Genomic DNA, 19,039 nt, shown 5'->3' on the forward strand with positions numbered 1-19,039 from the left:
GGCCAAAACGTTTGTATACAGACTGCATACAATCAGCTATGAGCACGAGCATCCGAGTCAGTGACGACACGAAAGAACTGTTAGAGCGACTGAAACGCGACGATGAGACGTTTGACGAGCTACTCCACCGACTTGCTGGTGACGAGGAACCCATCAACATCGGTGCATGGAGCAGTGAGGAAGCAGACGAGGCTCGCGAGGCAGTGCGGAGTTCGCGAGAGAGCTTCGAGCGATGACGTTTCTCGACTCGTCGGTCATCATCGATATGGTCGAGGGAGTTCCAGAAACCGTGCAGAAGATGGATGACTACGAGACGCCGTATCTGACTTCTTCTGTCTGTGTATTCGAGGTTCTGAACGGGAAAGTCGGATCCGGTTCGACCGACATCATTTCGGCTCGTAACGACTTCAGCGGCGTGAAATCGCTAGACTTGACCGAAGACATCGCCCAAGAAGCGGCGCGGATGCAGGATCGACTGCTCGACGACGGCGAGCGAATGGCAGCTCGCGATCTTCTAATTGCGGCGACCGCCCGAACGACAGGCGATCAGTTCGTTGTTGCAGATAGCGACTTCGAGACGGATCTACTCGAAGACCTGATGCCTGTTACGAACCTGCGGAAGTAGGTACCGGCCGACGATATGGGCTGGAAGCACGTTGGTTTTCACGATATCCGGCGGACCTGGTTGGCAAGTCTCCGTAGCGAGGACGTAAACGCGATGGGCGTCTGCGACTGGGGTGAGTCGAGTGGCTCTAAAGAGCATATTCAGGCCCCCTGCCACCGATATTGATAACTTATCAACAACATTCAATAATGTTCCGCCGGTTTTTGAATACATGGCAAATCGAGTGCTAGATGTGACTATTAAGATGATGCCCGAAACGTGGGATCGCCTCGAAGAATCGAAACCAGACGATCTTGAGATGGATACGTATATCCGCGATGTTCTCAGGGCAGAAGTTAGGGATCCTGAATCCTAACTGGTCCAGAACTCCACCCCGCCGGAAAATCCCACCGCTGAAACACTGCACTCGCCTTCGGATACGGTTGATGACGAGCGTCTATTTCACCTTCAAGATACAATTTCCCCTCAATCGTGATGTCGTACATTTCGCCGTGAAACGGCTCTATGAATCCAGTGTAATGGAGTCGTTTGCATCGGTCTCGGATTAGCCCTGTCGTTTCTGGAAATCCGCGTTCACAAGCAAGTATACGTGGCGATACCCAGCCCATGCTGTCGATATACTCTAAGATCCGCTCGTCAAGTATCGTCATCCAGTCGGCCGACTTTCTCTCGGGCATGAGTTATACCTGCTCGTGGTTGTCCCCCATCGACCCGTTCCCGTTCCCATTCTCAGCGTGCGATTCCACCTCGTCGGGCGCGTCTTCAGACGTATCTATCTCTCCATCGAGATATCTCTCTCCACGTTCAGTGATTACATATACACCGTTTCCAAGGTGCTCCAACAATCCATGCTCTACTAGCTTTTTACACCGTTTCGAAATATACCCCTGAGAGTACCGTACATATCCACTATTCGCCATTTCAGTTGATCCTCCAGAACCCTCATTTCGAATATATTCGAGAATACGGTCATCAGCAAGTACCATCCAGTCTCCCGAATATCGCATTGACCGTTAATAAATAACTAAGCAACCATTATTGCGTTGGTGAATTCCAGTAAGACTTTGCTATTCCTATGGGAAAGAGTTATATCCTTGTTAGTTACTTAGTTATTATCGCATGCCAGACCGAAGCATTCCAGTAACGCTGTCAGTCCCGGTTTCGCTTGACGACGAAATCCGGGAAAGCAAGGACGAGTACGGTATGAATTACTCGGAGTACATTCGCCACTGCGTCCGAGAACACGAATCGAACAACGCAGAGAAACCGAACGTGCAACTCGGCACGGACGAGAACGGAGAGGTTCTTCGAGACGAGGGGGCTGCCTAAATCATGTCCAGTGAGCCAGGAGCCCCCAGTTTCGATGATGCGAGCAGCGGAGAAAAGACTGACGACGACGAGGAGGCCGGCCCATGAACTCGGCCGTCCCCGAGGGGTACCGGCACGACCCGCACGGCCCCGACCTGTTCGTTCTTCGCTGCCCCGACTGCGAACACGAGGAACGGCGGCAGCGCCGGTCTGGGAAGATGGACCGGACGTGCGTTACCTGTGGCCGTCTGATGGGTGTCACGCCCGTCTCGAAGGCTCCCGCCAAGACCCCCGGCGAAGGCGAGCAGCACGCGATGACCGACGGCGGTCAGGACCCCGAGGACGGCCCGGACCCGGAGCGCCTGCCCGACACGTACACTCCGGCTATCGTGCAGTTGAGCGGTAGCGGTGTCGGAGACACGTTCGTCGCAGACTACGAGATCCTGTCGAGCGACTGGGTGCGCGTGACCGAGTGGTCGGGTGAACGCACGAAGTTCCCGCCGCGCCGGGTCATGGAGATCCGAGAGGTTCGGACCGAGTACGTCGGTGAACCCTCCCCGGACACGGTCCCCCGGCCGAAGCGCGTCGTGAAGGACGCACAACGCCAGCAGGCGCGACAGAACCAGACCCGCGGAACAGCGATAGCTGATGACTGACGCACCGGACCTCTCTCCCCGAGAAGCGAAGAAGCGGTATCTGGACCATCGCCGGACGGAGGCGAAGGACTCGACGGTGAAGGGCTGGCACTACCGGCTGAAACTGTTCGTCGAGTGGGCTGGCCGGAAGGGCATCGAGAGCATGAACGAGCTGGACGGCTGGACCCTCGATGAGTACCAGACCCACCGGCGCGGGACTGGCGTCACTGCAACGACGCTGAACGGGGAGATGCAGACGCTAAAGAACTGGCTGGAGTATCTCGCCCGCATCGAAGTCGTCGACAGCGAACTACCCGAGAAGGTCCACGTCCCGACTGTCCCGGAAGGCGAGGAGTCCAACGACGAGATGCTCGATCCGTCGATGGCGCGATCGATTATCTCGATGTACCGTGACCACCCGGAGCGGCGGGCCACCTCCAATCACGCGCTTCTCGAACTGCTGTGGTTCACTGGGGCCCGGATGGGCGGCATCCGGGCGCTCGATCTCGAGGACTACCACAGTGACGAGCAGTATGTGGAGTTCCGACACCGACCGAAGGAGGACACCCCGCTGAAGAACGACCGTGACGGCGAGCGTGCGGTCGGCCTGCCTGCGTCGGTGTGCGACGTTCTGGACGAGTATATCCAGAAGCAACGGGTCGACAGTTTCGACGATCACGGCCGCCGCCCGCTGCTGACGACCTCGCAGGGCCGGACCAGCACCAATACGGTGCGGACCTGGTGCTACATGGCTACTCTGCCGTGTCTGTGTCAGGATTGTCCGCACGGAAAGTCGCGATCGAGCTGCGAGTACGTCCACATCCACGAGGCGAGTAAGTGCCCGTCGTCGGTGTCTCCCCACCGCGTTCGGACGGGGAGTATCACTTGGCAACGAGACCGCGGGATACCCGCTGAGGTAGTCGCGGAGCGCGTGAACGCGAACCTGCGGGTCATCGAGAAGCACTACGACAAGGCAACCAAGCGCGAGCGGCTGGAGCGACGTCGTCGACCGTACATCCAGAACCTCGAATTCGAGACCGATTCAGAAGCATGAACCCACCACACCCAGACCACGAGCTAGCATCGCTGGAGCCCGCCGAGATAGCAGATTTTCTTTGCCGAGCGGGCCCACTCGACTTCTCGGCGTTCTGTGTTCGAACAGAATCATCCTGTATAGCCGCTCGGGAGGTGATAATCAGGCGTTAAGTGGATTCGAGACTGGCCCACTCAAACCGGAGTTCAACCAAGAGCTAACCGGCCACCCCTCACGTCCGGCGGTTACCGTAGCCGGAGGTGATGCGGCGTGAGCCGCTCACACCCTGATGCGGACGGCCATGAGGTGCCTGAGACGGCCGTTCGGAACCGCTCGCAGTACGCGGACACGCTTCACCGCCCAGACCCGGATGCCGACGAGCCGGAACCGGCCTGCGTCGAGGCGGATTACCGTGGTGATGCGGACTTCACTGACGTTCCCGTCGCGGCGTATCCGCACTACAAGCTCTGCGAGAATCCGGAGTGTTTCGGGAGTGAGTGGTGGTGACGTTCCAATCGTCGCTCTTCCACTATGAGGAGGATCTGTCGGCGCTCTCGGATGCTCAGCGGGAGGTGTACGAGGCGATCGAGCAGGACGGCTACGGGATGCGGGAGTACGCCCGCAAGACCGGGCGCTCTCCCGGCACAGTCGGGAACCTGCTACGACGCGCTCGTCGGCGGTTGAACGGAGGTGAGGCGGCGTGAACCCGGTTGAGTGGGGGATGTTAGCCGTGTCACTCGTGCTGGCCGGCAACGCATGCCTACGGCTGGCGTCGTTCCTGCTGGCACGTTCTGGCCGCTCTGAGCGGCAGGAGGTGTTCCGGTGACGTTCATCCGTGCGTCCCAGCTGTACGACGTAGAAGCGGGCGAGCGCGTCCGCTGGGATTGGAGCGGTCAACAGTCGGTCGCAGAAAGCGAGGCGCGAGTCCAGCGCGCCGTCGCTGAAGTCGAACAGGAGGGGTGAGGTTGCGCGCGATACAGCCCGCGTGGCACGAGTACGCGGCGAATCTCCTGTTCGCCGAAGACGGCTTGATGCCGTACTTCGCGGCGGATTCGCGGGTCAAAGCGGGCGGTGGGAGTCAGCAAGCCCGCTTCGAGGTTGCCGGCGAGTGTTGGAACGTGAAGCTATACTATCAAGATTCCGGCATCGTCCACCCCGGTCCATCTACGCCCACGGGGACGGACTTCCGCTTGGACGAGATCCGGGAGTTCCGACTGCACGTCGCTCGGGCCAGTGAGGAAGACCCAGTGGGAGAGCGGTCGTTCAACGTGCACCTCGCTCCGCGCTGGCAAGGAATGGAAGTCGAGAGTGACGACGGTACGCGCTTCGAGATGGACGTACCCGACGAGATGGACGAAGGGATCAACGTCCGCATTCAGGGGAGCAACATCAACGCCTTCCGCTACTCGACGCTGCTGAAGCGCGCAGCCGAGGCCGTCGGGATCTCGATGGGGTACTTTGAGAATCCGCTGGAGTTCTCGAACACTCAGGACGCCGAGCGGTACGTCCGTGTCCACAAGGACGAAAGCGGACCCGTTCACTCGCGCGACGGCCCGATCGCGACGATGGGGCATTTGCTTGAAGATGACCGAACGGGCTACCGCAAAGTCGTCCAGAACGATGATGACGAGCACGGCCGGAACCTGCCGGGCTACTACCACACGGTGACTCTCGGCCCTGAGCGCGTTCGAGAGGCGTTCCCATCGCATGAGCTACCCGTGGAGGTGAAGCACTACTACGCCCGCGAAGCCTACGAGCGCGACGGAGACGACCCGCTGGCGCATCCGAAGGTGGGCGTCTCGTATCAGGTAAGTCGTTGGGACGATACGCTCGGCGCCGACCAGGAGGCACTCGCCCAGCTGCAACACGAGTTGGACCGGGTACTCCACGCCGTCCTCATCGACGCCGATCTCGACGTGGCCCCGGACCACGGAAGCGGCCCGTTCGTCGAAGATGCGTACTTCGAGGCGGAGGTATCGGATGGCTTCGAGGAACCGCCGACACTGGACATGGCGCACATCCACCACGAACAGGAGTCGGTAGTTCTCAAGCACGTCAAAGACGGCCTCTCGCCCGTGGAATGGGAGTCGCTGGAGGTGCTGGTAACTGACGGAGGCAACGTAGCGCCGGCCGATATCGCGGAGGCGAAAGGCCGGCACGTCGATAGCGTTCGGAAAGCGCTGCGCCGGATGGACGATCTCGTGGAGCGCGAGTACGGCAGTGTGTCTCTGCGGTCTACCTACGTCGCTGAATTGGTCCACGACGCAGTGCAGCGCGCTGAAGAGGCGGTGAGAGACGCTGCATCGGTCAGCGCAAAAGCTCTGGAGGCCGCGGAGCGTGGGTTAGATGAGCGGACGAGCGCGCTGCTGGCGTTCTGCGACCGATACAACATCGACTATCGAGACAAGGGCGATGCGCGGATGAAAATCCGATTCGGTGAGCTCGACCCGGACGCGGACCCGTCTCCGTCATTCCTGCTGAAGCGAGCGTTCAACCTGTGGACCGACGCGAAGCAGGATGCCGAGCGGTTCCGCTCTGCGGTCGTGAAGTGGTCGCGACCTGACGGGGAGTGCTGCCGGGTGGACGCCTGGAGGCTGCTGGCGTAGCGGTCGCCTGCCCGCGGACCGGGAGCGTCCCGGTTCGCGGGTAGTGGCGACACTCTCGATCCCCTCTATTTTCCGGGTATTTTCGCCTCTATTGCGGGTTTCGCCTCGGAGTGACGCGGGAGATCGAGGACGTCGAGCCGGGCGCGATGGGCTATGGGCGATGGGCCACGACCACCGCCCGAGCGGAAACGCGACCGCGGGGGTCGCGTTTCCACTTAGGGGTGTGGCTAAGGCCACATCATCAAAATACACCGCACATGGCAGGCAGTAGAGTTGAGATTTAGAATTGAAAGCGCGATGATATCCGTCAGAGGATCAATTCTTCACGATCAGCATAGAGATACACACTTCTAATTAGTAGAGTTGCATCGAATGCTTCAGTTAGACTCACTTCTGGAGTGGTAGTCCATCGTTCCAGTTTCTCTGCGTCATCGCCGTGTGCGCCGCCTTTGTTACGGATCTCCGCAAAGGAAAAGATCCGGCGTTTATGGATTTTTTCAACTAGATTGTCTCCCTGAAGATGGTTACAAACGGGAATTATACCAGAGGCGCTGGCATAATCGCGGTCATCATCTCCGTATGTATCACCAATACTTCTAAGAAAATCCTCTAATGCCCTTCCAGAAGCACTAATCGAAGCCCTAGGCGAATCTGAGTGTTTAAGGAATGCTTCTGTTAGATCATTTTTCGTGTCTGCATCCAAGAACGTCATTATTTCTTCTTCCAAAATTTCGTCTAAGAATACTCTGACTTCTAGTTTCGATTCTAAGGCATCTCTGAGTTCCTCAACTGAGGCAGTAGAATCGGTTGGGATATTTCTTATATCAATCTTCAATTCATCTTTGTCGGATACGATGCCTGCGTACTGCGATAAGCGCTCTAAATAATTCTGTAGGTATTCTGGTGACTTTGCAACATCGTAAGCAGAATTCACCTTCCGAGAGGCTTGTTGAGAAGAATATCCTTGATTAATATAAGATGCATAATCAACGAAGGGCTGATAATCCACTAAGGCCTCCTCTATAAGAGCGTCTCTGTCTTGTGGTTGCAGTTGCTGTACGAGGTCATCATATTGAATCGCAAGTGTATAATCCTCTTCTCCAACAATCACGTTTATCTCTCTAAGAACCTTAATCGATTCCCGTACCTTTCTTTCTGAGATATCTGTGAATTCTTTAATTTGTTTATTGGACGCTCCCTCGCCCAATTCAGAAACCGCAAAAATCACTTCGACAATATCCTCGGGAGGCACCAAATATGAAGGGAACATCTGGTATTACTCAGATTGTATCGTGTTGATCAGTTCAACAACTTCTTCACTATCCCAGTCAGAGGATGATATCTCAATATTCACTTCTACCTCAACCGCTCCATTATTCAGAGTTTTCTCTACGGTCGTTTCTTCAACTGTTTCTTCCTTTGATCCCTCGTCTACTGCTTCCTCAAAAGGTTGTACTTTAGCACGAATCTCGGCAGGATCTCCAACTTCCTCTGCTGGTGCTTCCTCTGCTGGTGCTTCCTGATCAGCTGCCTCATCGTCAGTTCCAGAATGATGTTCTTCCGTTGGTTCTTCGCTGTCTTCCTCCTCGGTTTCCTCTATATTCGCTACAAATCCTGTGAATTCGTCGTTAATCACTAGTCTAGTTGGATAACCCGACCTACCTTGGGTATACTCTCCAAGACCGGCAGCATCTAATACTTTCAGGAACGTGCCTGAAGCGGATTCTAATGTCCTATCGCCCACGCCAAAGTCGAAGTTGATTCCGATCTGTTTCATCACATCATCTCGGGAAAGATAATGCTCTCCGTCCTTCTCAGTCAGTTTGTCGCCCACAATTTCGAGAAGTTGATTGTAAAACTCATTTTCACGCACAATCTCCCGAAATATCTTTTCTTCCTCTCCGTTGTCCGGCCCGTATCCAATCCTTTTTCCTCTTTTTGTAGGTGTGTACAATCCGTCCTCGTCCTTTTTGAATAGCCCAAGGATGACAGCAGCTTCTAGATTTCTATCAAATGTGGTGCCCTCTAGATCCTCGGTTTCCTCTTCAAGATCGTCACTCTCAGCGTTAGAGGTATCTCGACACGATTGACAAAGCTCGCGGATATTCTCAACTGTGGCATCATAAGGGGGCTTGTTTGTAGCCATGTCATGGTAAATTGATATAGACTAAGATAAAAATTCCCCATTAGTATACCAAATTCTGGATACAATAACTGGGTCGGCAGAAATGGTGAGGTTCATCGCGCGTCTTATATATACACGCCCCCGGCCCATTTTGCGGTACGGCCCATGGTGTGCCTCGCTCGCCCTGCTAGCGAGCGCACGTGATGGGCTATAGAACACGGGTGGGGGTGTGCAAGATGCAACGGACGTGGATCGCCCGCTATCTTGTGATTTTGAGATTCTTCTGTTGCAGTAGGACCTACATCGAGAGCGGACTGATTGCTGTCGGAACTTGTTCTCTGGTAGATAGCGCGTATTCACGTCTGTCAGTGCTAGATCTGAATGCAGCACGCACAGGTACACGAGTCAAAGTGAACAATACTCTATAGGGGGGACGGTTACACTTTCCAGATTTCACCGGCTTGCAGTCTGGCGATTCCACTATCCGTAGTGTCAACCTGAGATCTATCCCTGTGCGATTCACCAACTGTCGTTGATCGAGAACTGGTGGTAGAGCGTATTTCATCCGTCTTCTCTTGATTTTCACCTTCCGTGGTGCGCGGGAAACCTGATTTACACCGAGTGGTCTCACAGGGTCGAGTATGTCGGCTCCTGATCGGCGAAATCGGGGTAGCCAGCGAAAAAGCCACACGGCGTGTCAGAATTGCGGGAACTTCGTCTCACGGGACTATCGGCGCACGTTCGGTGACGAGGACAACATCGCCCATCGCTGCTCCGCGTGCGATTCTCCGACGCGCATCCACAAGGGGAGCGCTGCCGGGAAGACCGTTAGCCACACCGACCCACAAGATCGCCAGAGTCAGTCGGCTGACTACGAACAGGACTGGCGAACCGAACAGACCGCCTCGAATCCCTGACGGACACCCCTCTTCTATCCGACCCCCAGCGGTCGCACGTCAAGACTACAGCTCGCCACGATATGCACACGAGCGAGATCTGGCGGTGTGCATATTCGAGTGGACATGGTTCTTCGAGAGCGTATATTGACCGCTGTGGGCTATGGGCCAGTATGGGCTTTAAGTGAAATCGGGTGTCGAGTTACTCCCTCAGGCCGGAATTTAGCTATCGTGTGTACGAGAGACGGGGCTATTGCTTGTCCAGATATTCCCCGAAATCGTCCACCTCATCGTACTCGTCCCGATGTTCGAGCGCCAGCAAGCCGCGTTCCGTGATCTCGTACAGCCCGGAGTTTTCCGCAGGACCGACTTTTTCGACTAGGCCGTAGTCTTCCAGTACGGGTAGGCGGTTATTGATATTCTTTCGACTCTTCTCGGTATGATGTTCTAAATTCGGAGCGACGTTCCGGCCGTGTTCGTCCAGAGCTTCCAGAATTAGGAAGTCGGTAGGCTGTACGAGGCGCACGATTTGACCCTTGTTGCACATCTCCATTGCCATCGGTAATCAGTCTACTTTAGTCCATTAGTAATTGCTTACAATAAGTGTGGACGGCAATTGCCAACGGTAATTACAAGTAGCTACTGACTAAATCGTGCTGGCAGAGCGAGACACCCGTCGTTAGGGGAGTGGGTCAGAGTGAGGTAGTGCCGCCAGCCGAGGAAGTCCCTGCCGGCTGGGTGCCGCTCTTGCGAGCGAACACATGCACAGGGAACACCCATCTTACCAAAAGTCAGGTACTACGCAGAATTGCCCCGACCCCGATTTCACTTTCACCCGCCGTATGGCGGTTTTTCGTGGGACGGGTCTGGTTACCAATTACTTTCACTTTCACTGCGCGCGTCTGGCTGAGCCCTTTTACAAGGCCGACAGAACATGCGCATTGGCTCGTGGTCGCCCGCCGCAGATGCCCGAACTTTGGACGGGTCTGGCATCTGCGGTGCGCGTCCACAGTGCCCCCAATAGAGTGAGGTACACCATGCGATGCAACCAGCGGAACGACTGTAAGCCTGCGCATTGCGCCGAAAGTAATCGATCTGATAGTCGGAGGTGGGCCGCATGAGCGACGACCTGGAGGCGATGGCTCCAGACGCTGCGCTCGACATGTATCTCGAAACGCGGCGCGGTGAAGCGTCCGATAACACGCTCCAGAGCCACAAGTACCGACTCGGCAAGTTCGTAGAGTGGTGCGAGGAAGAGAACATCACGAACCTGAACGACCTGAGCGGCCGGGATCTTCACGCATTCAGAGTGTGGCGCCGTGAGGAAGGTGATTTGAAAATGGTCTCTCTCCGCGGGCAACTGTCCACGCTCCGGTCGTTCCTGCGCTTCTGTGCGTCGGTGAACGCGGTCCCGGAGGGCCTTCGCTCGAAGGTCATGCTCCCAACCGTCAGCACCGAGGAACAGGTGAGTGAAACGTCTCTCGACGCCGCGAGGGCCGAGGACATACTGGCTTATCTCGACCGGTACCAGTACGCTTCCCGCCGACACGTGATCTTCCTCACGCTGTGGCACACAGGGATGCGAGTCGGTGCGCTTCGAGCGCTCGATCTGGATGACTGCCAGCTGGATACGCGGTCGCCGGGCGTCGAGTTGGTCCACCGGCCGGAACAGGATACGCCGCTCAAAAACAAAGAGCGGGGTGAGCGGTGGGTAGCTCTCTCGGAGCGTATCGCTCGGGTGCTACAGGATTACATCGAGGGCCCCCGAGAAGATGTGACCGACGACTACGGGCGCGACCCTCTGGTAACGACGAGCCACGGCCGCCCGACGACATCCACCCTTCGGGACGCGATTTACTGCGTCACTCGCCCCTGTGCGGTCGGCGGGGGGTGTCCGCACGACCGCGACCCGGACGATTGCGACGCTACCCACATCCACCAAGCGAGTACTTGTCCATCGAGTCGGTCGCCTCACGACGTTCGGAGCGGGGCGATTACCGCCCATCTCTTGGAGGACGTTCCGCACGAGATCGTGAGCGACCGGATGGATGTGAGCCGGAAGGTGCTGGACAAGCACTACGACCGGCGCACGAAACGCGAAAAGATGGAACAGCGACGCGACTACCTACCAGGAAACTGAGATAGACATGACCGCAGGCAAGCTTTACGTTTCGACCCGGATGCATCGACTAGCAAATACTACTGTCCCGAGCGGGCCCACTCCAGTACAACGGATTCCGGCGTTCTACGCTTCTGTATCTTCCACCGAAGCCTCTCGTGTGAACTTGTCTACGACTTCTGATACCGGACGAGTAAAACCGTGTAGTCCAGCAACCCTGCGCCCCGTAGCGAGATGAGGGGTAGTTGCCCCGGTGTCGCTCTCTCGCCCGTCGGTGGAAGTGGGGATGACCGGTTCGATACAGGCACGGGGTTGACTGCATCGATCATCCCCAGTAGGGAAAAGGGTGGGAACGGCTGTCAACCGGTTGCTTGACAACGAAGACACGTTAGGTAACTAACGTCGTTGGAGACGGCCTGACAACCGAAGTCACGACTGTGAAGGCGGCCGGCCGGCGACCCGTTCTGACTACTCCACGGTGACGGACCCGGTCATCCCAGCGGCTTCGTGGGGGATACAGACGTATTCGTGGGTGCCCGTCGTCTCGAAGGTGTGGACGAACGACTGGCCGGACTGGACCGCGCCGCTACCCTCTTCCCATCCGTTTCGGGCCGCGTCCTCGGAGTCGAAGTCGCCGGACGACCAGTAGTCGGTCCCGTCGGGGAGTTCGCTCTCGACGGCAGTGACGGTGTGGGGCTCGCCGGCGGCGTGTTTCCAGGCGACCGTGTCGCCCTTCGAGACCGTCAGCTCCGACGGTTCGAAGGCGACGGCTTGTAGGTCGACGACGTGGTCGGCGTCGTCTGGGACGCCTTCGACGACGTTCGGGCCGCCCTGAAGGTCGGAATCGCCGCCTTCGCCGCTTCCGCCCTCGCTACTGCCGTCTCCGCTCGCACCGGGGAGGCGCAGGTCGACGGGGAATTCCTCGACGCCGTCGACCAGCGCGAACTGGGCGTACTGGGCGGCGTTCGCGAACGTCCCGGCTGCGCTCTCGACGTCGCCGCCGTCCTGCAGGGCGGTGATGTACGCGTCGAGCTGGCGCTCGAAGGATTCGTAGGCGGAGCGGCTCGACTCCTCCAGGAGCTCGTGGACCCGCGCGTCCTCGAAGTGCGCGAAGGCGTCCTGCAGGACCGTCGCAGCGGCCTCGCTCGTCGATCCGCCGCCGCTCTCGACGATCGCGTACGCCGACGCCAGCGCCTCCTCGCCGAAGGATTTGCTCGCCGGGTAGACGTCTTCGCCGTCGGAGGCTGCGGTCGAGACCGCACCGAGGCGTTCCTCGAAGGACTCGTATATCTCGCCGTCGGCCTCCTCCAGCGCTTCGTGATACCCGCCGGCCCCGGCCTCGAAGTGCTCGAAGGCGTTCTGGGCGATCGTCTCCGCGCGTCCGTCGTCACCGAGAGCGTCGACAACGGCGGCGTCGAAGCCGCGGGCGCCCATGTAGGCGGCTTCGACGCCGCTGACGGTGGCCTCCGTGCCGGCGGCCGTCTCGAACTCGAGGAGCGTCGTTTCGATGCCCTCGTGGTGGGTCGCCACGGCTTCGTCGTCGCCGTTCTCGAAGGCGTCGATCAGGCCGGCGAGATGCTCCTCCTCGAAGGCGTGGTAGAGGTCTTCGCTGGTCTCCTCGACCGTCTCGTGGAAGTCGAGCTCGTTCGATTCGAAGCGCTCGAAGACGCCCTGTGCGATCGCGGCGGCCTCGCTCCCGTCGCCCAGTCGATAGCGCTCGCGGGCGTCGGCGAGGCGAGCGCGGACGAACGCCGCCTCGAGCAGCGGCGCGTTCGGGCCGGCTAGCGCCTCGATTCCGGTCACGAGATTCTCGTCCACCGTGGCGAGCGCGTCGTCGACCGCGCCGGCGTCGCCTCCCTCGATCGCCGACTGTAGGTTCGAGAGACCCGATTCGAAGCCCTCGTAGGCCTCGTGGTCGGCTTCCTCCAGCGCTTCGTGGGCGCGCGCTTCTTCGAAGTGCGCGAAGATGTCGCTGGCGACCGTCGCGGCGCGGTCGGTCTCGCCGTGGGCTGCGAGCCAGCGCGCGTCGGCAGCGCGAGCGCGGTACAGCGTCAGGCCGGCGGCGTGGGCGAAGTCCGTCGAGGGGCCGCCCGCTGCAGCGAGGGCTGCGGCGTCCCAGCCACGCGCCTGGATGGACGCGATGTGACCGGCTCCCGCGGCTGCTTCGGTATCGGCCAGCACGTAGCTTCCGTCGATCGCCGCGGCGTAGGCGGCTTCCGCCTCGTTCCGAACGGTCTCCGCGTCTCCACTCTCGGCGGCCGATCGCGTCGCTTCGAGGCTGCTCTCGAAGGTTTCGTAGACGTCCCCATCGGCGGATTCGAGGGCGTCGTGGACGCTCGATTCTTCGAAGCCGCTGATGGCTTCGTCCACGGCCGAGTGGGCACCGTCGAGGTTATCGGCGCCAGCGAGGGCGGCCGCGTCGAGCGCGCGTGCCCCGAACAACTGGAGCGTGAGGGCCTCGGCGGTCGACTCCCCGACGGTGGCCTGCTGTGCCTCCGAGAGCTCAGTGTTCGCGATCGTCGCTTCTTCGCGAACCCGCTGGGTGTCGCCCGGTTCCAGCCCCTCCGTCCGTAACTCGCCGAGCGCTTCCTCGAACTCCGCGTAATTCTCCTCGCTGGTGTGTTCGAGGGCCTCGTGAGCGCCGTACTCACCGGTTGCCTCCTCGAAGCGCGCGAACGTCGACTGTGCGACCGACGCGCCGGCGCCCGCCTCGTCCGCGAAGCCGAGAACGGCCGCGTCCCACACGCGGGCGCGCATCGCGTTCCACTCCGCGGCGACGGCGGCGTCCACCGACGCCGCCCCACCGGTTTCTTGGTCAGTGGCCGGCGTGTCCCCGCTCGTTGCGGCTGCAGCCCCGTCGCCGCCGTCCCCGGTTTCGCCGCTTTCCGTCTCAGCGTCGTTCCCGTCCGTTCCGTTGCACCCGGCGACGCCCACCGTCGCGAAGAGCGTCGCACCTGCGGTCAACACCTCGCGCCTGCTTCGTTCCATACGATTTAGGGCTACCTAAATGCCATTAAGCGCACCGATCTTTAGGCACCCCTAAACATGTTCGGTGCCGAGCGTCTTTCGGTGGCTGCTGTGTCCCCACTGATCGAGCGACCCCGGTATTCGATATAGCGGATATCGATTCACGAACGCGGAAGCGAACGGACCGAAACGTGGACCGGGGCGACGAACTCGCGCGACGCGGGGATCTGAACGCAAAAGTGGATGCGAGAGAAGTTCCGTCGGGTCGGTCGGACCGCGGCCCTGTTCTCGGGGTCAGGCGATCTGTGCTTCGTACTCGTCGGCCGAGAGCAGGTCGTCGAGTTCGGCGTCGTCGGCCAGTTCGACCTCGATCAGCCAGCCGTCGCCGTAGGGATCTTCGTTGATCAGTTCGGGCGCGTCGACCAGGTCGTCGTTGACCGCGGTCACGGTCCCGGAGACGGGTGCGTAGATGTCAGAGACGGCCTTGATCGACTCGACGACGCCGAAGTCCTCGTCGGCGGTGACCTCCTCGCCGTCGCTCGGGAGGTCGACGAAGACCACGTCGCCGAGCTCGTCCTGGGCGAATTCGGAGATGCCGATGCGCGCGCTGTCGTCGTCGACCCGCACCCACTCGTGGGATTCGAGATAGCGCAGGTCGTCGGGAACGTCGAAGCTCATCTATCGAGGAATGGGGGCGCCGTGATACGTGCTTTCTTCGGTTCGCCCCTGACCTCGACGCGGACGTGATCGCCGGGTTCCACCCGGTCGACCGGCAGGTACGCGAGCGCGATGCCGCTCCCCAGCGTGGGGCTCATCGTCCCGCTCGTCACCTCCCCGAGCGGGTCGCCCTCGGCAGTGGTGACCGCGTAGCCCTCACGGGGGACGCCGCGGTCGACGAGTTCGATGCCCCGGAGGCGCTCGTCGACGCCTTCAACGTCCGCACCTTCGAGGGCGTCGCGGCCGACGAACTCCGAGTCGAGGTCGACGACGAACTCGAGGCCCGCTTCGTACGGGTTACGGGGGTTGTCCTCCGGGTCGAAGTCCTGTCCGGAGAGCAGATATCCCATCTCCAGCCGGAGGGTGTCGCGGGCGCCGAGCCCGCACGCCTGACAGTCCAGCGCACTCCAGACCGTCTCGGTTTCTTCCCACGGGACGATCAGCTCGAAACCGGGTTCGCCGGTGTATCCGGTCCGGGAGACCAGCGTCTCGACGCCGGCGACGTTCGCGACGAACGATTCGAAGCGGGCCAGCGAACCCAGGTCGCCGTCGGTCTCGTCGGCCAGCAGGTCCTCGGCGACCGGCCCCTGGAGGGCGATCATCCCGAGCGACTCCGTGCGGTTCTCCACCGTGGCGTCGAGGTCCCGGGCCTCGCGGTGTTCGGTCCAGCGATCGGCCATCTCGACGTCGTGGCCGGCGTTGGGGACCACCAGGTAGTCGGCGTCGACCGACCAGTCGGCCGGCGGACGGTAGACCACGGTATCGTCGAGCATCACGCCGCGGTCGTCGGTGATCGCGGCGTAGTTCGACTCGCCCGGGTCGAGGTCGGAAATGTCGTTGGTGACCAGCCGGTTGGTGAGGCGACCGGCCTCGTCGCCGGTGACGGCGATCTGGCCCATGTGGGAGACGTCGAACCGGCCGACGGTTTCGCGGACCGCCTCGTGTTCCCGGCGGATCGAGTCGAACTCGACGGGCATCTCCCACCCCCCGAACTCCGTCAGCGTCGCGTCGCTGCTCTCGTGTACCGCCGCGAGCGGCGGCTGTCTGAGCGTCATGTGCCGATTTCCGCCCGCCAGCGACGTAACTGTTGTCGTCGCCCGTGCGCGCGCTGACCCCCATCGAACCCCGTCGTCTGACGCTCTCAACCCTATGGAGCTATATCGAATCGGGCCCGGTCGGGACAGCACCCGCCGAGTGAGAGCGGGTCGCCGGTCGCGAATTCCGCTATCCGGTTTCCCCGGTAGGCCAGTTTCGCCCGGAACAAGCCGATACCGGCGGCAGTTTCGCACGGCTTCTGGGCCAGAAACTGTGTTCCCCTTTATATGATCGATCCGGGCGATGGGTAGTACGCAATGGTTCCCCGAACGTCGATCCGTCGAATCGCCCTCCCGCCCGGCCGGAATCGTCCACCGGGTGGCGCATCGTGCACGCGCTCGGAGGTGGCGCCGTGAGGGACGTCTTCGAACGACCGCTCCGGTTCGTCACGGAGCACAACGTGGTCGTCCTGCTCGTCATGCTGCTAGCCACGGCCGGGGTCGTCGCCGGGGTCGGGCAGCTTCAGACCCAGAGCCAGACCAACGCGAGCAGCGCCGTCGGCGACACGGAAGTCGCTCAGAAACTGGATTACATCCAGGCAAACTACGACCACGACGACGAGAACGGGAACGAGACGGCCGTCAGTCCCGCACCGGTCTACGTCAGGTCCGACGGCGGGAACGTCCTCTCGAAGGCCGCACTGCTGGATTCGTTGCGGTTCGAACGGGAAGCGCTCGAAAACGAGTCGGTCGTCGCGAGTCTCGGCGACCGCGACCCCGTCGGAATCGCGAATCTGGTCGCCACGCGTGCGGCCGGTGACCCCGACGCGAGCCTCGACGAGCAGATCGCCGCGCTGGAAGCGGCGGACGAGGGTGAGGTCGAGACCCTCGTCGCGGAGACGCTCGCCGAACGTCCGCAGGCGCAAGCGCTGCTCCCGAGCAACTACGAGTCGGGGTCGGCGATCGCCGAGAGCAGTCGGCTGCTATTCAGGTTCGGGAGCGCCGACGACGGCGGGTCGGCCGCCGAGACGCGTACCGCGGCGACCGCCGCGCTCTACGAGGCCGCGCAGGACCGCGAGGACCCCGAGTACTTCACGACGGGCGAGCACGCCATCGCGGCGTCGAACGCGCTCTACAGCCAGCAGACGACGGAGCTGATCGTCCCGGTCGCGCTGCTCGCCATCTTGGCGGTGCTGGCCTTCTCCTACCGCGACCTGGTGGACGTGATCGTCGGGTTCACCGGCGTCGTCTGCTCGGTGTTGTGGATGTTCGGTATCCTCGGCTGGATGGGGATCCCAGCCGGCATGACGATGATCATCGGTCCGGTTCTCATCGTCGGGCTGAGCGTTGACTACGGATTGCACGTGTTCATGCGCTACCGCGAGGAACGCGGCGAGGCCGAAGGCATCCGCGAGCCCATGTTCCGCGGGCTCTCCTCGGTCGCCGTGGCCCTCGGGCTGGTGACGCTCACCGCTGCTGTCGGATTCATGTCCAACGCGACGAACGAGTTCAGCGTCATCCGTCAGCTCGCCATCGGGATCACGTTCGGCGTGATCTCGACGTTCGTGATCTCCTTGACGCTCGTCCCGGCGCTGAAAGTGACCGTCGATAGCCTCCTCGAATGGGTCGGACTCGACCGGCGCAAGCGAACGCTGGGCGAGATGCGGCTGCTCGAACCGTTCCTGTCGAGCGGCGCGACGCTCGCCAAACGGGCCGCACCGGTAGTGATCGTCCTCGCGCTGGTCGCCGGGTCGGCCGGGGCCGTCGCCTGGACGGACCTCGACCGACAGTCGGTCCAGCAGACCAACGAACCGATCGCCGAGTGGAAACAGGACCTGCCCGGGCCGCTCGGCTGGGAGACCCACGAGTACGACGAACAGAGCCGGTACGTCGACGAACACTACCGCGCCGCCACGGAGGACGACCAGCGGCGCTCGCAGGTCCTCCTCGAAGGCGAGGTGACCTCGCCGGCCGCGCTCGCGGCCGTCCAGACGGTCCACGATTCGGCCGCCGAGCGGGACGCAGTCTTCAAGCGCGACGGGTCGGTCCCTGCCGTCTCGCCGCTGTCGGTCATGCAGTCGGTCGCCGCCTCGAACGAGGAGTTCGCGGGGGTGTACCGCGGCGCTGACACAGACGGCGACGGCGTTCCCGAACGGAACGTCGCGGGCGTCTACGACGCGCTGTACGGCGCGGCGCCCGAACAGGCGGGCCGGGTAATCGAGCGGACCGATGGCGAGTACCGCTCGCTCCGGGTGATCGTTCCGATCAGCGACGCGGCCACCTACACCGACCAGGGCGACGCGATGCAGGCCGTCGCCGGGAGCGTCGACGCCGAGGGCGTCAGTGCCATCGCAGTCGGCGCCGGGACGCTCAACGAGGCCGAACTGTCCCAGACCGCCGACAGCATCGTGACGACGCTGGTCATCGCACTGGCCGCCGTCGCCGTCCTGCTGACGGTCGTCTATCGGCTCACGACCGGGAGCGCGAGCCTCGGCGCGGTGACGGCCCTCCCGATCACGCTCGTGCTCGCGCTGGTCGTCGGCGGGATGTACCTGCTCGACGTGCCGCTGACGCTCCTGACCGCGCTCCTGTTGAGCCTCGTCGTCGGCCTCGGCATCGACTACAACATCCACGTCAGCGACCGGTTCGCGCAGGAACTCGAACGCGGGGGGACCGTCACCGGCGCGCTCCGGACGGCCGTCACGGGCACCGGTGGGGCGCTGCTCGGGAGCACGCTCACGTCGGTCGGCGCGTTCAGCGCCCTGCTGCTCCACCCGCACCCGCAGATCCAGAGCTTCGGGGCGCTCGTCGTCCTCGCGCTGTCGCTGTCGTTCGTGGTCGCCGTGTTCGTCCTGCCGAGCCTGCTGCTGACGTGGGCGAACCACGGGAGCGTCGACGCCGTCCGGCACGAACCCGCGTCGCCCGACGCGCACGTGGCACAGGACTGAGGAAGAGACCGGCGAATCGCCGTTTT

At 61.2% G+C, this 19,039-nt stretch carries 19 protein-coding genes and 1 pseudogene; 13 read left to right on the forward strand and 7 right to left on the reverse strand.

Annotation, left to right across the window (positions count from 1 at the left end; genetic code table 11):
- Positions 1-38 precede the first annotated feature (38 nt).
- The 3 genes from AB2U09_RS21135 to AB2U09_RS21145 all read left to right on the forward strand — a co-directional run bounded on the left by AB2U09_RS21135 (position 39) and on the right by AB2U09_RS21145 (position 980).
- Positions 39-236 carry a DUF7557 family protein gene (locus AB2U09_RS21135; RefSeq protein WP_459194727.1) on the forward strand — a complete coding sequence of 66 codons (198 nt, stop codon included), beginning with the start codon at positions 39-41 and terminating at the stop codon, positions 234-236.
- Positions 233-625, forward strand: a complete 393-nt coding sequence (locus AB2U09_RS21140; protein WP_459194728.1) for a PIN domain-containing protein — start codon at positions 233-235, stop codon at positions 623-625. The genes AB2U09_RS21135 and AB2U09_RS21140 overlap by 4 nt, the downstream gene beginning before the upstream one ends.
- Before the next feature lie 121 nt (positions 626-746).
- Positions 747-980 (forward strand): hypothetical protein, encoded by a 234-nt coding sequence (locus AB2U09_RS21145; RefSeq protein ID WP_459194729.1) that lies wholly within the window; start codon positions 747-749, stop codon positions 978-980.
- A 325-nt stretch (positions 981-1,305) separates the two neighbouring features.
- On the opposite strand, the gene AB2U09_RS21150 is transcribed toward AB2U09_RS21145, so the two are convergent.
- A complete protein-coding gene (locus tag AB2U09_RS21150) occupies positions 1,306-1,632 on the reverse strand; it encodes a winged helix-turn-helix domain-containing protein (protein WP_459194730.1) in 327 nt (108 codons plus the stop codon).
- A gap of 112 nt (positions 1,633-1,744) precedes the next feature.
- On the opposite strand from AB2U09_RS21150, the gene AB2U09_RS21155 reads away from it, so the two are divergent.
- From AB2U09_RS21155 to AB2U09_RS21185, 7 genes are all read left to right on the forward strand, one after another.
- Positions 1,745-1,954, forward strand: a complete 210-nt coding sequence (locus tag AB2U09_RS21155) for a CopG family transcriptional regulator (RefSeq protein WP_459194731.1) — start codon at positions 1,745-1,747, stop codon at positions 1,952-1,954.
- Positions 1,955-2,037: 83 nt separating this feature from the next.
- Positions 2,038-2,589, forward strand: coding sequence for a hypothetical protein (locus tag AB2U09_RS21160; RefSeq protein ID WP_459194732.1), 552 nt, complete (start codon positions 2,038-2,040; stop codon positions 2,587-2,589).
- Positions 2,582-3,622, forward strand: coding sequence for a tyrosine-type recombinase/integrase (locus AB2U09_RS21165; protein ID WP_459194733.1), 1,041 nt, complete (start codon positions 2,582-2,584; stop codon positions 3,620-3,622). The genes AB2U09_RS21160 and AB2U09_RS21165 overlap by 8 nt, the downstream gene beginning before the upstream one ends.
- 249 nt (positions 3,623-3,871) lie before the next feature.
- Entirely contained in the window at positions 3,872-4,108 is a 237-nt protein-coding gene (locus AB2U09_RS21170) for a hypothetical protein (protein ID WP_459194734.1), read from the forward strand.
- Positions 4,105-4,305 carry a sigma factor-like helix-turn-helix DNA-binding protein gene (locus AB2U09_RS21175; protein WP_459194735.1) on the forward strand — a complete coding sequence of 67 codons (201 nt, stop codon included), beginning with the start codon at positions 4,105-4,107 and terminating at the stop codon, positions 4,303-4,305. Before AB2U09_RS21170 ends, AB2U09_RS21175 begins: the two co-directional genes overlap by 4 nt.
- 118 nt (positions 4,306-4,423) lie before the next feature.
- The gene (locus AB2U09_RS21180) at positions 4,424-4,564 is read left to right on the forward strand and encodes a hypothetical protein (protein WP_459194736.1); all 141 of its coding nucleotides are present in this window, start codon (positions 4,424-4,426) and stop codon (positions 4,562-4,564) included.
- 2 nt (positions 4,565-4,566) lie between these two features.
- On the forward strand, positions 4,567-6,207 hold the full coding sequence (locus AB2U09_RS21185) for a DUF7845 domain-containing protein (RefSeq protein ID WP_459194737.1): 1,641 nt from the start codon (positions 4,567-4,569) through the stop codon (positions 6,205-6,207).
- Positions 6,208-6,514: 307 nt separating this feature from the next.
- Here AB2U09_RS21185 and AB2U09_RS21190 read toward each other — a convergent pair whose 3' ends face one another.
- Complete coding sequence (locus AB2U09_RS21190; protein WP_459194738.1) at positions 6,515-7,459, reverse strand: hypothetical protein; 945 nt, start codon at positions 7,457-7,459, stop codon at positions 6,515-6,517.
- A gap of 24 nt (positions 7,460-7,483) precedes the next feature.
- Positions 7,484-8,353, reverse strand: a complete 870-nt coding sequence (locus AB2U09_RS21195; RefSeq protein WP_459194739.1) for a hypothetical protein — start codon at positions 8,351-8,353, stop codon at positions 7,484-7,486.
- A 620-nt stretch (positions 8,354-8,973) separates the two neighbouring features.
- Here AB2U09_RS21195 and AB2U09_RS21200 point away from each other — a divergent pair.
- A complete protein-coding gene (locus AB2U09_RS21200; protein WP_459194740.1) occupies positions 8,974-9,249 on the forward strand; it encodes a DUF7563 family protein in 276 nt (91 codons plus the stop codon).
- A 238-nt stretch (positions 9,250-9,487) separates the two neighbouring features.
- Here AB2U09_RS21200 and AB2U09_RS21205 read toward each other — a convergent pair.
- Positions 9,488-9,754: pseudogene (locus AB2U09_RS21205) on the reverse strand (ArsR family transcriptional regulator); the annotation flags it as partial.
- 591 nt (positions 9,755-10,345) lie between these two features.
- Here AB2U09_RS21205 and AB2U09_RS21210 point away from each other — a divergent pair.
- A complete protein-coding gene (locus tag AB2U09_RS21210; protein WP_459194741.1) occupies positions 10,346-11,368 on the forward strand; it encodes a tyrosine-type recombinase/integrase in 1,023 nt (340 codons plus the stop codon).
- A 447-nt stretch (positions 11,369-11,815) separates the two neighbouring features.
- On the opposite strand, the gene AB2U09_RS21215 is transcribed toward AB2U09_RS21210, so the two are convergent.
- From AB2U09_RS21215 to gcvT, 3 genes are all read right to left on the reverse strand, one after another.
- The gene (locus AB2U09_RS21215) at positions 11,816-14,335 is read right to left on the reverse strand and encodes a DUF5059 domain-containing protein (RefSeq protein ID WP_459194742.1); all 2,520 of its coding nucleotides are present in this window, start codon (positions 14,333-14,335) and stop codon (positions 11,816-11,818) included.
- A 273-nt stretch (positions 14,336-14,608) separates the two neighbouring features.
- Complete coding sequence (gene gcvH / locus AB2U09_RS21220) at positions 14,609-14,992, reverse strand: glycine cleavage system protein GcvH (RefSeq protein ID WP_459194743.1); 384 nt, start codon at positions 14,990-14,992, stop codon at positions 14,609-14,611.
- On the reverse strand, positions 14,989-16,086 hold the full coding sequence (gene gcvT / locus AB2U09_RS21225) for a glycine cleavage system aminomethyltransferase GcvT (RefSeq protein ID WP_459194744.1): 1,098 nt from the start codon (positions 16,084-16,086) through the stop codon (positions 14,989-14,991). Before gcvT ends, gcvH begins: the two co-directional genes overlap by 4 nt.
- 392 nt (positions 16,087-16,478) lie before the next feature.
- On the opposite strand from gcvT, the gene AB2U09_RS21230 reads away from it, so the two are divergent.
- On the forward strand, positions 16,479-19,013 hold the full coding sequence (locus AB2U09_RS21230; RefSeq protein ID WP_459194745.1) for an efflux RND transporter permease subunit: 2,535 nt from the start codon (positions 16,479-16,481) through the stop codon (positions 19,011-19,013).
- Positions 19,014-19,039: the final 26 nt, after the last annotated feature.

The sequence above is a fragment of the Halosimplex yunnanense genome (assembly GCF_054504345.1).

Excerpts from the sequence above, each read along its gene's own strand:
- AB2U09_RS21135 (WP_459194727.1), top strand. The coding sequence starts at position 39 with ATGAGCACGAGCATCCGAGTCAGTGACGACACGAAAGAACTGTTAGAG.
- AB2U09_RS21140 (WP_459194728.1), top strand. The coding sequence starts at position 233 with ATGACGTTTCTCGACTCGTCGGTCATCATCGATATGGTCGAGGGAGTT.
- AB2U09_RS21150 (WP_459194730.1), bottom strand. The coding sequence starts at position 1,632 with ATGCGATATTCGGGAGACTGGATGGTACTTGCTGATGACCGTATTCTC.
- AB2U09_RS21155 (WP_459194731.1), top strand. The coding sequence starts at position 1,745 with ATGCCAGACCGAAGCATTCCAGTAACGCTGTCAGTCCCGGTTTCGCTT.
- AB2U09_RS21160 (WP_459194732.1), top strand. The coding sequence starts at position 2,038 with ATGAACTCGGCCGTCCCCGAGGGGTACCGGCACGACCCGCACGGCCCC.
- AB2U09_RS21165 (WP_459194733.1), top strand. The coding sequence starts at position 2,582 with ATGACTGACGCACCGGACCTCTCTCCCCGAGAAGCGAAGAAGCGGTAT.
- AB2U09_RS21195 (WP_459194739.1), bottom strand. The coding sequence starts at position 8,353 with ATGGCTACAAACAAGCCCCCTTATGATGCCACAGTTGAGAATATCCGC.
- AB2U09_RS21200 (WP_459194740.1), top strand. The coding sequence starts at position 8,974 with ATGTCGGCTCCTGATCGGCGAAATCGGGGTAGCCAGCGAAAAAGCCAC.
- AB2U09_RS21210 (WP_459194741.1), top strand. The coding sequence starts at position 10,346 with ATGAGCGACGACCTGGAGGCGATGGCTCCAGACGCTGCGCTCGACATG.
- AB2U09_RS21215 (WP_459194742.1), bottom strand. The coding sequence starts at position 14,335 with ATGGAACGAAGCAGGCGCGAGGTGTTGACCGCAGGTGCGACGCTCTTC.
- gcvH (WP_459194743.1), bottom strand. The coding sequence starts at position 14,992 with ATGAGCTTCGACGTTCCCGACGACCTGCGCTATCTCGAATCCCACGAG.
- gcvT (WP_459194744.1), bottom strand. The coding sequence starts at position 16,086 with ATGACGCTCAGACAGCCGCCGCTCGCGGCGGTACACGAGAGCAGCGAC.